Genomic DNA, 14,729 nt, shown 5'->3' on the forward strand with positions numbered 1-14,729 from the left:
GACCGCCCGGGGGAACTCCGGCCGTCCTGTCACTCGACGGGCGCGCGGTTCGTGCCGCGCGACCGCCTCTCGCTCTGCTGAGGCTCAGGCTCAGCCGAGGCGCGCGACGAGGCTCCGGTACTCGTCCCACAGCTCCTTCGGGGTGTGGTCGCCGAACAGCTCCAGGTGGGCCGGCACCAGCGCGGCCTCCTGGCGCCAGATGTCGGCGTCCACGGTGAAGAGCAGGTCGAGATCCTCCTGGGACAGCTTCAGGTCGCCGAGGTCGAAGCCGTCGACGGTCGGCAGCACGCCGATCGGGGTCTCGACGCCCTCGCCGGTGCCCTCCAGGCGCTCGACGATCCACTTGAGGACGCGGCTGTTCTCGCCGTAGCCCGGCCAGACGAACGCGCCCTCGGCGTTCTTGCGGAACCAGTTGACGTAGTAGATCTTCGGCAGCTTCGCGGCGTCCGCCTGGGCGCCGACCTTCAGCCAGTGGGCGAAGTAGTCGCCCATGTTGTAGCCGCAGAACGGCAGCATCGCGAACGGGTCGCGGCGCAGCTCGCCGACGGTGCCCTCGGCGGCGGCGGTCTTCTCGGACGCGATGTTGGCGCCGAGGAAGACGCCGTGCTGCCAGGTGAAGGACTCGGTCACCAGCGGGACGGCGGTGGCGCGGCGGCCGCCGAACAGGATCGCCGAGATCGGCACGCCCGACTGGTCCTCCCACTCGGGGGCGATGGTCGGGCACTGCGCGGCCGGGACGGCGAAGCGGGCGTTCGGGTGGGCGGCCGGGGTGCCGGACTCGGGGGTCCAGTCGTTGCCGCGCCAGTCGGTGAGGTGCGCCGGGGGCTCCTCGGTCAGGCCCTCCCACCACACGTCGCCGTCGTCGGTCAGCGCGACGTTGGTGAAGACCGTGTTGCCCCACAGGGTGTCGATGGCGTTGGCGTTGGTGTCCACGCCGGTGCCGGGGGCGACACCGAAGAAACCGGCCTCGGGGTTGATCGCGTAGAGCTGGCCGTCGGCGCCGAAGCGCATCCAGGCGATGTCGTCGCCGATCGTCTCGACCTTCCAGCCCGGGACGGTCGGCTGGAGCATGGCCAGGTTGGTCTTGCCGCAGGCCGACGGGAAGGCGGCGGCGACGTACTTGACCTCGCCGGACGGCGGGGTGAGCTTCAGGATCAGCATGTGCTCGGCCAGCCAGCCCTCGTCACGGGCCATGGTCGAGGCGATGCGCAGCGCGTAGCACTTCTTGCCGAGCAGGGCGTTGCCGCCGTAGCCGGAGCCGAAGGACCAGATCTCCCGGGTCTCCGGGAAGTGCGAGATGTACTTGGTGCTGTTGCACGGCCACGGCACGTCCGCCTGGCCCTCGGCCAGCGGGGCGCCGACGGTGTGCACGGCCTTGACGAAGTCGCCGTCCTCGCCGAGCTGGTCCAGCACCGCCTTGCCCATGCGGGTCATCACGCGCATCGACACGGCGACGTAGGCGGAGTCGGTGATCTCGACGCCGTACGCGGCCAGCGGGGAACCGACCGGGCCCATCGAGAAGGGCACGACGTACATCGTGCGGCCCTTCATCGCGCCGCGGAACAGTCCCTTCTCGCCCTGGAAGACCTCCCGCATCTCGGCCGGGGCCTTCCAGTTGTTGGTCGGACCGGCGTCCTTCTCCTGCTCGGAGCAGATGTAGGTGCGGTCCTCCACGCGCGCCACGTCCGTCGGGTCCGAGGCGGCGTAGTAGGAGTTGGGGCGCTTTTCCTCGTTGAGCTTCTTGAAGGTGCCCTGAGCCACCAGCAGGTCCGCGAGGCGCTGGTACTCCTCGTCGGAGCCGTCGCACCACTCGACGCGGTCCGGCTGGGTGAGCTCGGCGATCTCGTTCACCCACGCGAGCAGGCGCTGGTGGCGGGTGGGCGCGGAGGCGCTGAGAGCAGAGATCTCGTACGACACGATCGCTCCGTTTCACACCATCTCGGCGAGGAGGTGGCGTAGCGGGGGTCTGAGGGTGCTTGCAGCGTAGCTCCGGCTCCAACGCCAAACTGCGGCACAGCGTCGAAATTGACTTATCTTTTACTACAGTAAGTACGATTACCGGCCAGTAATAGGTCGTCCACATCCCGGCCTGGACATCCTCGCGGACACCTCGAATACTCCAAAACGTCCAAGAGTGATGATCACCACTTTCCTACGCGTCAGTAACCTACGGCCCCGTAGGTAGCGGGTAGCATGCTGCGCATGACTGCTGAGCTCGTCGAGAGCACGGAGAACGAGGGCGCGGAGAACGAGGCCTCGGGACGCAAGCCGAAGTGGCGCGGCTGGCTGCACGCCGGGATGTTCCCCGCCACCGTCGCCGCCGGGATCGTGCTGATCTGCCTGGCCGACTCCACCCCCGCCAAGATCGCCTGCGCGATCTACTCGATCAGCGCCTGGCTGTTGTTCGGGGTCAGCGCGGTCTACCACCGCTTCGACTGGGGCCCGCGCGGGGACGCCGTGCTGCGGCGGCTGGACCACGCGAACATCTTCCTGATCATCGCGGGCACCTACACGCCGTTCACGATCCTGCTGCTCAAGGGCGCCGACCAGCAGGTGCTGCTCTGGGTGGCCTGGGGCGGCGCGCTGGCCGGAATAGCGTTCCGGGTGTTCTGGGTCGGCGCGCCGCGCTGGCTGTACACACCGGTGTACATCGCGCTCGGCTGGGCCGCCGCCTTCTTCCTGCCGGACTTCCTGCACGCCGGCGGCGTCGCCGTCCTGGTGCTGATGATCGTCGGCGGGGTGCTCTACAGCATCGGCGGCGTGGTGTACGGGCTCAAGCGGCCCAATCCGTCACCGCGCTGGTTCGGCTTCCACGAGGTGTTCCACGCCTTCACCCTGGGCGCGTTCATCGTGCAGTACGTCGGGGTCTCACTGGTGGCGTACAGCGCGGCCGGCTGAACCCGGCGCGCCACGGCGGGCGGCCGCGCGGTCCACGGACCGGGCGACCGCCCGCTCCGCCGTCCAGGGGCGCTCGTACGGCGCCCGGCCCTGCGGGCGGCGCGGGTACGGCGGGTGGTCCGCCACGTCGGCCTCCGGCCACGGCTCCACCGCAGGCCCGGCGGTGCGGCCGCGCGCCTGCCGGGCGTCCAGCGCCTCGCGGGCCCGGCGGCAGCGCTCGCAGTGCGCGGCGTCCGGGGTGACGGCCGACGGCCGGTGCCCCCGCGGGGCGGTCGGCCGGTGGAGCGCCCGCCAGCGGCGGCCCACGTAGACCATGAGCAGCAGCACCTCGACCCCGGCGACGACCAGGACCAGCATCGCCCCGTTGATCAGGTAGGCCGCGACCACGGCGAGCGCGGACGCCACCACCACCGCCGCACCCCACACCTGGGCGTTCGACTCCCTGCCGGCCATTCGACTCCCCTTTCCCGGCGCCGGGCTCGTGGTCGGCTCCGGCCGCCCCACCCCTTCTCCGCTCTCGGCACGCGTCAGTCAGCACTGACCGATTGCCACATGGTATCTACCGTCCGTCACCCGGAGCTGCCCCCGGGCGGCGAACGACAGATCAACGTTGCGTCAATTCCTTGTGCGGAAGCATTACTTCCAGGACACATCACGCAGCGCGCCCGCTCGACTACGGGCTGGCGTGCCGGGGCCGCACGCAGCACGGCGGGGCCCGGCTGTGTCAGCCGGACCCCGCCGCATCCCACGTGTGGCGCGCACGTCGCGCCCGAGAGGCCCTACCCCCGTCGGACACCCGCCCTGCGCCGCACGGCCGCACCCGCGCCCACGAGCGCGGTGACGCCCAGGGCCGCGGCCGCCGTCACGGCCGGCAGCGCCGAACCGCCGCCCGCCGCCCGTTCCCGGTCGGCCGCCAGCTGGTAGCCGCCGCCCTTGCCCTCCCGGTCGTACGCCGAGCCGGGCAGCTTGTCCCCGTACCGCTGGTGCACCAGCTTCTGGTACGCGGCCAGCGACACCCCGCCCGCGCCCACCGAGCGCCGGGCCTCGTCGTCCAGCGGCAGCACCCGGCCGTCGCGCAGCACGTACCAGGCGTTCACCTGCGGCTCGCGGAACGCCGTACCGCCACCGCCACCGGCCGCCTTCGCCGCGTAGTCGCTCTCGTCACCGCCGGAGGCGATGTTGACCACCCGCCAGGAGTCACCCTGCCGGATCGTCCACACCGAGGCCGTCTGCCCGTCCGCCGCGACCACCTTGCTCGCGGTGAACTCGGCCGTCGCCACCGGCGCACCCGGGGCGCCGGCCACGAAACCCGCGTCCAGGGTGTACACCGGCACGGTGTCGCCGGCCAGCCGCGGCGCGGCCGCGCTCGCCGCCTGCGCCTCCTGCGCCGCACCGATGGTCAGCTGCTGGGTCGGCGGGACACCCTTGCGGGCGAAGAAGTGGCCCACCTTGTCGAGGACGGCCTGGTCCTGGACCACGCCACGGGCCTTCGCCAGATCCGCGACGGGCACCGGCACCGGGGCGCCGGCCGGCCCGTCCGCGTGCGCGGCCGGGGCCAGCGCCAGCCCGAGGCCGGCGGCGAGCAGGGCGGTGACGGCGGCCCGACGGGCCTTTCCGAGGTCAGTCATGGTCGCCCTCACGCGCCGATCCGGTACAGGGAGTGGGTCCACGAGAACGTGTTGTTGTTCACGTAGTAGTTGTAGTCCGCCCAGTTGTAGCGGTAGTTGGACGGCCACGGGTCGCCCCAGTACACCCAGTTGCTGCTGGTGTCGTAGCCGTAGACGACGTGCATGTGCCCGCCGCCGGAACTCCACTGGATCCGGGTCTCGATCGGCCGGTTCGCGTCCACCTCGGCCTGCACGGTGTTGTAGCGCAGGTAGCCGGTGACGTACGAACCCGGGTTGATGCCGACCCAGTCCAGCCCGTTCTGCACATCGGCCAGCGAGGCCTGGCTGTTGGGGCAGCTGGAGTTGGCCGAACGGCCGAACGCGGCGTTGCAGAACTGGTTCTGGCTGTAGTTGTAGCCGAACCAGGTGGCGATGGTGTTCCCGCTCGCCGCCCAGCACCAGTTGGTCTGCTGTTGCTGCTGCATGGTGATGTTGAGCTTCTTGAACGTGCCGGCCAGATCGGCCGTGCTGCCGGGCGCGGCAGCCTGGCGAACCTGCGCCGGGGCACGGTCCTGGACGGGAGCGAGATCCTGGGCGGGGGCGGCGAGCGCCGGAGTGGCCGCCGCCGCGGTCAACGCCGGGCCCAGCACGCCGAGGGCGAGCAGCGAGACCGCGCGGCGCAGCCGTATCCGTGGAACTGGCATGGGGGAAATGCCTCCTTGCACAAGCGGAGCGAGGTGCTGTGTGGGGGCGCGGTCCGGATCGCGCCATGAGCATCCCGCCGCCCCCGGAAGCCGGTCAACGGCCCCCAGGACCATCACAGTTCAGGTGTGAACGACCGGCCACGGGTGTGAACGCCACCCCGAAAACCCCCGCGTGGCACGCCAGGACCGGTGACAAACCGCCGCCCTGATGTGAATATTCACGGTCAAACACGGTCTGCCCGCGCCCGTCCCCCAGGAGGCCGTCATCCACCGCACCGACCAGGCCGACCTCACCGCCGCCCTCCGCACCGGCCCCTTCCACCTCGCCCTGCGCACCGCCATCGCCACCCGCGGCCTCGCCCTCCACCGCATCCGACGCCACCTCGCCCTGCGCGGCGTCCACGTCGGACTCACCAGCCTCAGCTACTGGCAACAAGGCCGCCGCCGCCCCGAACGCCCCGAATCCCTCCGCGCCGTCGCCGCCCTCGAAGACGTCCTCGACCTCCCCGAACACTCCCTCACCCGCCTGCTCGGCCCCCGCCGCGCCGCCGACACCACCCCCGCCGGCCCACCCGTACGCCCCTACCGCGACCTCATCTCCCCCGCCACCGCCGTCGACGACCTGCTCGCCACCATCGCCGGCCCCCGCGACACCGGCCTGCACACCATCACCCACATCGAACGCATCCGCCTCGGCCCCGACCGCCAACTCGCCCGTCGCGACTCCCAACACGCCCTCCGCGCCCACCGCGACGGCATCGACCGCTACCTCGCGCTCTACCAGGGCGACCCCGGCAGCGACATCACCCGCGTCGGCGTCCGCGCCGAAGAGAACTGCCGCCCCGGCCGCATCCGCCGCGACCAGACCCACCACCTGCTCGTCGCCGAACTCCTCCTCGACCGCCGCCTACGCGCCGGCGACACCCACCTCCTCGGCTACGGCTTCGACGACGCCCCCTCCCCCGACCCCAGCTGCGAATACGTCCGCGGCTTCAACTCCGGCGCCGGCCAGTACGTCCTCCAGATCACCTTCCACCCCGCCGCCCTCCCCGTCCGCTGCCACCGCTTCGCCCTCCACTCCCCGGGCGAAGCCCCCTACGAGACGGAGGAACTGACCCTGGACGGCCACCACTGCGTCCACCTGGTCGCGACGGCACTGCGGCCGTGCCTGCTGGGAATCAGGTGGGACTGGGAGTGACGGGCGCGGCGTCAGTGCGACCAGTACGGGTCGTCGACGTCGGGTGCGCCCTCGTGACCGGTCAGGCGAGGGCCGACGGGGCTGGCGCCGTAGTCCTTCTCGGGCTGGTAGCGGACCGGGGTCACCTGGGCGCTGATCGACACGTCGAAGTACAGGTCGCTCGGGGTGTTGACCGCCAACAGGTTGAAGCCCGCCGCACCGCGCGCCGGGCAGTTCAGTTCGACATAGTGCTTCGCCTCGTATCCGACGGTGGAATCCTCCCGCCGGCACCGGTCGCCCCAGAGCTGCGTCAGCTGGTCCAACAGCACCGACAACTTCGGCGGGGCCACCTTCGTCCGAAGCCTGGCGGAGAGCATGACCTGTGACAGCAGAGCCGGTTCGCCGTCCGCGTGCTCCGGATCTCGGTCCACGACGTAGCCACTGCCGAAATAGGCCACCGACGGGGTTATCGCGCCGATGGCCGTCCGCAAGGTCTCGTCGAGTTGCCCCTTCGCCTCGCGCGGGCTCAGCTGGGGGGCTCCCCGGTCTTTGATGGCCATCGGCCCGTAGCCGTTGTAGAACAGCCCCACCCCGGCCGCCAGCACGGCTACCGCCGCCACTGAACACCCGGGCGCCCGGCGCGGTCGCTTCATCGCCCGCCCGTCCGTTCGACGTCCCCGCTGCCGATGACGATGGCCGCGACGTTGTCCAGCGAGGGCCCACCGCGGCCCGTCAGGTACTTGGTGTGCGCGTCGATGGGGTTGCCCCTGCTCCAGTCGTCGACAGCGAAGCGGTTCGCGCCGAAGTGCTTGCTCGCCGGGTCCCGCCCGTACCAGCGTTCGTCCGGGTCGATGCTGAACTTGGACGGAACGCGCGTCACGACGTCGTTGTCGGCCGCGCCGACCCAGACGTGGCCGGGCGGCAGCTTGAGGTCGGAGGCCTTGTCCACTCCTACGCCCGGGCTGCCGAGGAAGACCACGTCGTCCGGGGGCGCGTAGTGCGACCCGGGCTGGGTCGCGAGCTTGGTGGCCTGGCCCACCAGGTACGAGCCGTAACTGTGTCCGACCGCGGTGATGTGCGGCGGCTGGGCGCCCTCGTGGTTCACCCGCACCCCGCTCAGGAACTTCGCGTACGCCGGAGCTCCGTCCCTGCCCGCCTTGGTCGAGGCGGCCCCCAGGTCGGCTCCGGGCGGGTCATACCCTAGCCAGACGATCGAGGCGACCGAATGGCCGGCCGGGGCCTTCTTGCTCGCGCTGCGGTAGAGGCTCAGCGCGTTCTCCGCCTCGTTGGTGCCGTCGTGAACGTTTCCCCCCACCCCCAGGCTGCCGGTGTCGGTGGTGATTCCCGGCACGTAGGCGGAGATGTCGGTGGCGGTGTCCGGGTTCCCGTACGAGAGGATCGCCCGGCCCTTGCCCTCGTTGCCGAGGCCCAAGAGATAGATCGGGGGGCGGCTCGGGTCTTTCCCGTCGATCTCAAGCCGGTTGACGATGGGCCCGTAGAGGTCGTACAGGTCCTGCTCTGCGGAGTTCAGCGGTACGTGGTTGGTGCGCTTCTTCATGATGTCGTCCATCAGGAACTTCAGGTGCGCCCGGTTCACCTGGTCCCGTACCTCTGCCGGCACCCCGTCGAGGTTGCCGAGCGATTCCGGATGGTGGCTGAGGAACCACTGCTGCCCGTCCGCTCCGAGACCCTTCCACCAGGCGTTGACGTCCGTCGGGGTGGCTTCCTTGCCCGGCATGTTCAGCTTCCAGAGCGGATTGGCCGCCTCGCCGAACTGCAGCAGGTAGACGTCCGCGCTCGCAGTCCTGGCGTCCAGGCCGCTCTTGTCGGTGGCGTGGCCCGTGTACTTCTTGAGTTCTTCGGCCAGCCCCTGGTCGACCCGGGTGGCCTCCGACAGCGCCGCGCCGATCCGCTGGGAGATCTCCTCGGCGGCCGCTTTCTGCTTGGCCTCCCAATCCGTGCTCTGGAAGGGACTGCTCGCCGGGGGCCAGCTCACCGACCCGCCGTCGTCGACCGACATGCCTTTGGCCTGGGCGTCGACGAGCGCCTTACGGAGCTTGCCCTGGGCGAGCGTGAGGGAGTCGGCGCAGTCCCGCACCTCGGCGCCGATGCAGTGCAGTTCGGTCGCCGCCGCACGCAGCTTGTCGGTGATGCCGTCCAGGACCGGAATCGCGGCGGCGGCCGCCGGTCCGCTCCACCCGGACCCGTGGACCCGGTCCGCGGTGCCGCTCTTCCAGTCGGCGGCGTGCTGGCCGCACGCCTTGCACAACGCGTCGTAGGCATCCGCCACCGCGTACAAGTCCGCAGGCTTGGCGTTCTTCAGGCTTGCGAGGTCCATCCCCCAGTCCCCCCGTTACCCATAGGCGCCCCCGGAGCACTCAGGGATACCATAACTCCCGCTGTCGATACGGAGATCGGGGGGACATCGTGCCGAGCGACCCAGGATTCACCGTCAAACCGGGCGAGTTGACCGCAGCCGGGAACAGTGCGCTGACCGTCGCCGGGAAAGTGCCCGACGAGACCGCGAAGTTGGCCGAGCCGAGCGCCAAGGCGGCTGCGAGTCTGGCGGGTTGGCGGAGCGGGGCGGCGTTGCAGGGGTGCGGGGCGGCCTGGAAGGCGCTGCTGGACGGCCTGGCCGGTGACATGAAGTCGGCCGGCGGCAATCTGCTGACCTGCGCGCAGACGTACGTGAACGCGGACCACCTGCCGGCACCCGCCGCGACAGCGGCCGTCGACCCCTTCGACACGAAGGTGGTCGGCGGCCGCCCGGTCGACTACGCGTAATTTCCGCCCCGCGTCGTGAAGTCCAGGGTCAGGCAGTCCTCGACCGGCCGGTAGCCGATCTGCTGGTAGATGGAGTTGCTGGTCGGGTTGGCGAGGTCGGTGTAGAGCAGGACCTCGGCCGCCCCCTGGGCGAGGGCGTGGGCGGAGGCGGCGGCGGTGACGGCGCTGGCGTAGCCGCGTCCGCGCTGGTCGGTCGGGGTGTAGACGGGGCCGATGCGGGACATGCCGGCGATCACCGGGCTACTGCCGGCCAGGGCGACGGGGCGGCCGCCGTCCTCCCACAGGTGGAGGCCGCCGGTGGCGATCCGGTCGTCGACGGCCTGGGGGACGTTGGGCAGGTCGACCCCGGCTTCGACGAGGAACTCCTCGTACCAGCGGATCGCCAGTTCGCGGTCGGCCGGGGCGGCGGGCCGGTGGTGGCCGGCGGGCGGGCGGGGCGGGTCGGTCAACTCGCCGAGCCGGTAGAGCCGTTCGTTGAAGCGGACGGACTGGCCGGCACCGGTGGCGGCGGTCCAGGCCGCGGCGAAGGCCCGGACCGCGTCCGCGCCTCCACCGACGCCGGACACCTCGGTGAACTCGCTCCCGGCGGAGGCCAGTTCGACCGCCAGCTCGGCTGCCGCCGCCGGTGTGCAGGAGAGCCGGGGGCCGAACGGCGGCGTCTGGAGGAAGGCTCCTTCGACCGGACCGCCGTCCGTCGGGCGCCACCAGCCGAAGACCGGTGGCCGCTGCCCGAACACGTCCAGGCCGCGTTCGGCCAGCCGGTGTACGACCGTGAGCAGGACGGTGCTCTCGGCCGGGCGGGCGGCGAGGAACTCTTCCGCGTGGCGCCGGAAGTCGTCGAACGAGCTGCTCAAGGTCCAGGTCATGGCCCATTCTGGCCCGGCCGCACCCCTCCCACCAGCGTTTTACTCGACGGCGACGCCAAGCCGCTCGCCGAGGACCGCCGGGTCGGTGGTCGGCGCTTCGCAGGCGAAGTGCCGGCAGACGTAGGCGGCGGGCGCTCCGCCGACCAGCGGCCGGCCCGCCAGCAGCGGCACCTCCGCGCCGCCGTCCTCCACCGAACCGTCCGCCGGGCTCTCCACCGAACCATCCGCCGGGCCCGCCGGCGCGCCCACCGCGACGACCGCCCCGGGCGCGGTCCCGAGCAGCGCGGCCCGGCGCAGTGCGGCGGTGGCCGGGTCGTCGGCCGGGCCGACGACGGCGACTTCGCGCGGCCCGTCGAGCAGCGCCTCGGCGACGGCGAGGCCCCAGCCGATGAACCGGGGGGCCCGGGACGCGAGCGCGCCGACGATGCCGAGGGCCCGTTCGGCGGCCGTCCGGTGCCGGTCGGAGCCGGTGTAGGCGGCGTAGGTGAGCAGGGCGCCGGCGGCGGCGGTCCAGCCGGACGGGGTGGCGTTGTCGGTGGGGTCCTGGGGGCGTCGGATGAGTTCCTCGGCGTCGTCGGCGGTGTCGTAGAGCGCGCCGGAGGCCTCGTCGGTGAAGTGCTTGAGCACGGTGTCGAGGAGTCCGCCGGCCAGTTGCAGCCAGGCGGCGTCGCCGGTGACGGCGTACAGGGACAGGAAGCCCTCGGCGGTGTCGGCGTAGTCCTCCAGGACGCCCGCGTTGGTGCCGGCCCGGCCGTCGCGGGAGGTGCGCAGCAGCCGGCCGTCGGGGGTGAGGTGGACGGCGAGCAGCAGGTCGGCGGCGCGTTCGGCGGCCTCGACGAGGTCGGGGCGCTCCAGGAGGGCGCCGGTCTCGGCGAGGGCGGCGATGGCGAGGCCGTTCCAGGCGGCGACGACCTTGTCGTCGCGGGCGGGGGCGGGCCGCCGGGCGCGGGCCTCGAACAACCGGGCGCGGATGGTCTCGTACTCGGTGAAGTCCTCGGGATCGGCGAGGAGTTGGAGAACGGAGGTGCCGTGTTCGAAGGTTCCGCCGGCGGTGACGGTGAACAGCCGGGCGGCGGTGGCCGCGTCGGCGGGGCCGAGCAGGTCGACCAACTGGCCGGGTTCCCACACGTAGTAGGCGCCTTCGGTGGACTGCCCGGTCTCCTCGTCGAGGCTGTCGGCGTCCAGCGCGGACGCGAACGCGCCTTCGGGAGTGCGCAGTTCGCGCAGCAGGAAGTCGGCGGTGGTCAGCGCGGTCCGACGGGCCAGCGGGGAGCCGGTGGACCGCCACAGGTGCAGGTAGGCGCGCAGCAGCAGGGCGTTGTCGTACAGCATCTTCTCGAAGTGCGGCACGACCCAGCCGGCGTCGACCGCGTACCGGGCGAAGCCGCCGCCGAGTTGGTCATGGATGCCGCCGCGGGCCATCACCTCGCCGGTGCGGACGGCCATCTCCAGGGCCGCCTCGGAGCCGGTGCGGGCATGGTGGCGCAGCAGGAACTCGACGACCATGGCCGGCGGGAACTTGGGCGCGCCCCCGAAGCCCCCGTGCCGGTCGTCGAACTCCCGGCTGAGGGCGACCAGCGCCTGGTGCAGATCTGCGCCGGCGGGCGGATGGTGGGCACCGGCCGAGTAGACGGCGGCGCGCTCGGCGAGGTCGGCCCGGATCCGCCCGGCGACCTCCGCGACCTCCTGCCGCCGGCCCCGCCAGGCGGCGTCGACGCCTTCCAGCACCTGGCGGAAGGACGGCATGCCGTGCCGGGGCTCCGGCGGGAAGTAGGTGCCGAAGTAGAACGGCTCCTTGTCGGGCGTGAGGAACACCGTCATCGGCCAGCCGCCCTGCCCGGTGGCGGCCTGCACGGCCTCCATGTAGACGGCATCGACGTCAGGCCGCTCCTCCCGGTCCACCTTGACCGCGACGAACCGCTCGTTCAGGTAGCCGGCGACCCCGGCGTCCTCGAAGCTCTCGTGGGCCATCACGTGACACCAATGATCATCAGGCTAAGTGACACGACGAATAGCCCACCGAGAGAAGGATGGGAACGTCGCGCCGCTTGGCCTCTTGCATCGCCTCCTCTCCCCATGGCCACCAGTCCACAGGATTGGAGGCATGCTGGAGCAGGTACGGCGACGTCGCATTCGCGAGTCGATTCATACCGGCATCGTCGCACGCTCCAGACTATCCAGCCCAGTTTTCCGAGAGACAGGTGCCCGCCTTCCAGATCCAGTGGCTGCAAGGTCAGCCTGCGCCACATAGCAAGACACAGCTGTCGGCTGCGAGGCCATGAGCCTCAGTTGGAAGGGTCTTGTGTCGAGGGACCATGGCAGTAGAGGGCGTCGGCTGCGAGGGTCCGGTAGGTGACACCTTCACAGCTGTTGAGGTCGACGGCGAGTCGGGTCTCTGCTTGCTCCTGTAGGTAGTCCCGGACCATGCGTGCGCCACCGCGCTTGCGCTGCCTGTCGACGCCGTACGTAACATCGGAGATCGCACGGTTTGCTTCGATGGCGTAGCGCTTCCCGAGCTCGAAGAGCGTGAAGTGGTTCTTGACCCGCGCAGTGAGTGTGGCGTCCCAGGATGCCGGGGGGCTGACAAAGAAACGCAGTCGCACTGTGCCAAAGTCATGGATCGCTCGTGCGTCCAGCCAGCTCTCATGGGATACCCGGTCGAGGTATGGATGCAGAATCGTGTTCTCGGTGCTGTCCGGACGCTTATTACCCTTGATTAAATTACACCGCTCGCAGACGGGCACGAGGTTGAGCGGATCCACGCACAGTGCAGGGAAGAGGCTCTTCGGCATGTAGTGGTCGAGCTGGCGGACGGTGCCCTGTCGGCACAACGGGCACCGTTCGTTGGGTGGAGCAGCCATCAGCTCGTCGCGTATTACCCGCCCCCCGACGGTCTGCATGCCGTTTTCGTACGCCCAATCCACGAAGGTGCTACCAGCAATCTCAGGAACCGTAAAGCCCTTCGCGTCAAGGTCGTGCAGGTTCCTGGCAGCCGCGGCTTCGCGCAGCATCTGGCCAGCCTTCCGCACGGTGTCGGCCGCCTTGAGCAGCCGCTCACGCCGCCCTTCCGCCGTGGTGCTGCGGGCTACGCATGCCCGGTAGCTGTCACTTGCCTTCCGCATGGGGACCTTCAGGGGCCACATCAGAGCGGACCATCCGTCTTCTCTGCGAGGAGGATTCGGACCAGCCCCTTTGCCTCTCCGCCGAGCTTGCCACCAAAGTGAGCGAGGACTTCTTCGTATGAACCCAGCGCAGCCACCGCTCTGCCGATCTCCGAGTAGAAGCCTGACTCCATCACCTCCAGCCCGAACACCTCGTGGGTCAGCACGCCGACGTTCTCACCGTACGTCTCAATCTGAGGGCGCTCGACCCGGCTAATCTCGCCTTGGCGTATGAGCTTGTAGACGCAGGACTGTGGCATCGCCTGAAGCACGACAGGCGAGTGTGTAGCGACTACGGCGGCACCGTTGCGGTCAGCCAACAGGTGAGACAGCGCCTGCATGAAGGAAGCCAGCAGTGGCGGATGCAAGTGGGCCTCGGGCTCGTCCACCAGGACTAGGGACTGCTCGACCACGAGGTGCACGAGTTGTGTCATGGTCAGCACTACGATCGCGTGGCCTGAGCTCATCCGCCCAAAGGCAGCGGTCAGGTCACGCACGTCGGAGTTCGTGACTTTCATGCCGGCCCGTATGTCGCGGGCGTAGGCCGCGATAGCAGAGTCTGCGAACTGCGGGTCACGGCTCAGCAGCAGCATGGTGTCGCGCCAGCGCATGAGGTCCCGCGAGTCGATGACGGCCTGGACTCCAGCGCTGAAGGCCGCTTGCAGTCGTTGCTGCTGGGTGCCGGTGGACAGATCATCGAGCGAAGTGCTTTGCAGGCCGACGTAGGTGTACTTCACCGCTCGGGGATCACTCTCCTCGACCACTTCGACAAAGGGATCGAACGCGCTGAAGGTGACTGACACCACGTTCACAAACCGCTCGCCGTCTGTGGACGTAGACGTCGGGAGCACATCCATGCGCCCGAATTCCGCGTGCCCCCCGGGCAAGACAACCGCAGCGGCCAGGTTCCGCAGCAAGGTCGTCTTGCCAACCCCGTTGCGGCCGATGAGGGCGTGGATATTGCTGGATGGCCTGGAGTCAGGATCGACCTTGAAGTCAAGAGCGCTCTCAGCGCCATGCCCCGGTCCGATGTAGCGGAACCGGTACTCGGTCAGCCGGGCTCCGCCACGGGCGATCCGGTTGAACTGCGCCCTGACCGTCTGTTCCTGAACGGTCCGCAAGAGTGATGAGCGTGTCACTGGGTACTGCAGAACACTCTCAAGAAGGTCGGGGTTGTAGGCAACGTCAGAGAGCCCTCGAAGGATCTCGTCCCGTCTGTCGTGTCCGAGCTTCTTGATGTTGTCGTAGTAGAGGTCACTCTGCCCGAGGGAGAAAAGTTCACCCGGTGGCGAGCCATCGTAAAATCCGGCACGGATGGGGCTGGGGCCGTCCCCCTGCCCGGCGACGGCAACCTTGACAAAACCTAGGTTCGTCTGTGTCTGCGAGTCTCGGTACCAAAGCGTATAGCTGGTACGGAAACCGAAGTCATCCCAGTCATCGGCCACTAGGACCGCAGCCTCTGGACCTGGGCGCACCGGCGTATCTTGGGGCAGGACAATGAACTTCACCGGGTCGAGCCTCCGGTTCTGTGG

General features: G+C 70.1%; 12 protein-coding genes and 1 pseudogene. 3 read left to right on the forward strand and 10 right to left on the reverse strand.

The annotated features are described in order from the left end of the window. Positions 1–90: 90 nt before the first annotated feature. On the reverse strand, positions 91–1,917 hold the full coding sequence (locus tag ACIP37_RS25675) for a phosphoenolpyruvate carboxykinase (GTP) (protein WP_363585457.1): 1,827 nt from the start codon (positions 1,915–1,917) through the stop codon (positions 91–93). 276 nt (positions 1,918–2,193) lie between these two features. Between ACIP37_RS25675 and ACIP37_RS25680 the strand changes: the two genes are divergently transcribed. After that, the gene (locus ACIP37_RS25680) at positions 2,194–2,898 is read left to right on the forward strand and encodes a hemolysin III family protein (protein ID WP_380345602.1); all 705 of its coding nucleotides are present in this window, start codon (positions 2,194–2,196) and stop codon (positions 2,896–2,898) included. On the opposite strand, the gene ACIP37_RS25685 is transcribed toward ACIP37_RS25680, so the two are convergent. From ACIP37_RS25685 to ACIP37_RS25695, 3 genes are all read right to left on the reverse strand, one after another. Next, on the reverse strand, positions 2,869–3,351 hold the full coding sequence (locus ACIP37_RS25685) for a hypothetical protein (RefSeq protein ID WP_400809800.1): 483 nt from the start codon (positions 3,349–3,351) through the stop codon (positions 2,869–2,871). The two genes, ACIP37_RS25680 and ACIP37_RS25685, sit on opposite strands and share 30 nt — an antisense overlap. 326 nt (positions 3,352–3,677) lie before the next feature. Then, positions 3,678–4,526 (reverse strand): hypothetical protein, encoded by an 849-nt coding sequence (locus tag ACIP37_RS25690; protein WP_363585459.1) that lies wholly within the window; start codon positions 4,524–4,526, stop codon positions 3,678–3,680. Positions 4,527–4,534: 8 nt separating this feature from the next. Next, positions 4,535–5,209, reverse strand: a complete 675-nt coding sequence (locus ACIP37_RS25695) for a papain-like cysteine protease family protein (RefSeq protein ID WP_400809798.1) — start codon at positions 5,207–5,209, stop codon at positions 4,535–4,537. 265 nt (positions 5,210–5,474) lie between these two features. On the opposite strand from ACIP37_RS25695, the gene ACIP37_RS25700 reads away from it, so the two are divergent. Further along, the gene (locus tag ACIP37_RS25700; protein WP_363629619.1) at positions 5,475–6,407 is read left to right on the forward strand and encodes a hypothetical protein; all 933 of its coding nucleotides are present in this window, start codon (positions 5,475–5,477) and stop codon (positions 6,405–6,407) included. A gap of 11 nt (positions 6,408–6,418) precedes the next feature. On the opposite strand, the gene ACIP37_RS25705 is transcribed toward ACIP37_RS25700, so the two are convergent. Both ACIP37_RS25705 and ACIP37_RS25710 read right to left on the reverse strand, forming a co-directional pair. Next, positions 6,419–7,006 carry a hypothetical protein gene (locus ACIP37_RS25705; RefSeq protein WP_400809796.1) on the reverse strand — a complete coding sequence of 196 codons (588 nt, stop codon included), beginning with the start codon at positions 7,004–7,006 and terminating at the stop codon, positions 6,419–6,421. Positions 7,007–7,035: 29 nt separating this feature from the next. Beyond that, positions 7,036–8,724: an alpha/beta hydrolase gene (locus tag ACIP37_RS25710; RefSeq protein ID WP_400809794.1), complete on the reverse strand. Its 1,689-nt coding sequence runs from the start codon at positions 8,722–8,724 to the stop codon at positions 7,036–7,038. Between the two features lie 89 nt (positions 8,725–8,813). On the opposite strand from ACIP37_RS25710, the gene ACIP37_RS25715 reads away from it, so the two are divergent. Continuing rightward, a complete protein-coding gene (locus tag ACIP37_RS25715) occupies positions 8,814–9,170 on the forward strand; it encodes a hypothetical protein (protein ID WP_363621335.1) in 357 nt (118 codons plus the stop codon). Here the strand turns inward: ACIP37_RS25715 and ACIP37_RS25720 are convergent. The 4 genes and pseudogenes from ACIP37_RS25720 to ACIP37_RS25735 form a co-directional block, all read right to left on the reverse strand. Further along, complete coding sequence (locus tag ACIP37_RS25720; RefSeq protein ID WP_400809792.1) at positions 9,161–10,036, reverse strand: GNAT family N-acetyltransferase; 876 nt, start codon at positions 10,034–10,036, stop codon at positions 9,161–9,163. The genes ACIP37_RS25715 and ACIP37_RS25720 overlap by 10 nt on opposite strands. A gap of 39 nt (positions 10,037–10,075) precedes the next feature. Further along, positions 10,076–12,185: pseudogene (locus ACIP37_RS25725) on the reverse strand (thioredoxin domain-containing protein). A 136-nt stretch (positions 12,186–12,321) separates the two neighbouring features. Continuing rightward, a complete protein-coding gene (locus ACIP37_RS25730) occupies positions 12,322–13,158 on the reverse strand; it encodes an HNH endonuclease (RefSeq protein ID WP_400809790.1) in 837 nt (278 codons plus the stop codon). Between the two features lie 20 nt (positions 13,159–13,178). Next, on the reverse strand, positions 13,179–14,705 hold the full coding sequence (locus ACIP37_RS25735; RefSeq protein WP_400809789.1) for an AAA family ATPase: 1,527 nt from the start codon (positions 14,703–14,705) through the stop codon (positions 13,179–13,181). Between the last annotated feature and the right edge of the window lie 24 nt (positions 14,706–14,729).

This window comes from Kitasatospora sp. NPDC088861, assembly GCF_044750105.1.
Classification (GTDB): domain Bacteria; phylum Actinomycetota; class Actinomycetes; order Streptomycetales; family Streptomycetaceae; genus Kitasatospora.

What these genes read in the sequence shown, in the direction of transcription:
- ACIP37_RS25695 (WP_400809798.1), bottom strand. Translation starts at nt 5,209, where the DNA reads ATGCCAGTTCCACGGATACGGCTGCGCCGCGCGGTCTCGCTGCTCGCC.
- ACIP37_RS25730 (WP_400809790.1), bottom strand. Translation starts at nt 13,158, where the DNA reads ATGCGGAAGGCAAGTGACAGCTACCGGGCATGCGTAGCCCGCAGCACC.
- ACIP37_RS25710 (WP_400809794.1), bottom strand. Translation starts at nt 8,724, where the DNA reads ATGGACCTCGCAAGCCTGAAGAACGCCAAGCCTGCGGACTTGTACGCG.
- ACIP37_RS25690 (WP_363585459.1), bottom strand. Translation starts at nt 4,526, where the DNA reads ATGACTGACCTCGGAAAGGCCCGTCGGGCCGCCGTCACCGCCCTGCTC.
- ACIP37_RS25720 (WP_400809792.1), bottom strand. Translation starts at nt 10,036, where the DNA reads ATGACCTGGACCTTGAGCAGCTCGTTCGACGACTTCCGGCGCCACGCG.
- ACIP37_RS25680 (WP_380345602.1), top strand. Translation starts at nt 2,194, where the DNA reads ATGCTGCGCATGACTGCTGAGCTCGTCGAGAGCACGGAGAACGAGGGC.
- ACIP37_RS25685 (WP_400809800.1), bottom strand. Translation starts at nt 3,351, where the DNA reads ATGGCCGGCAGGGAGTCGAACGCCCAGGTGTGGGGTGCGGCGGTGGTG.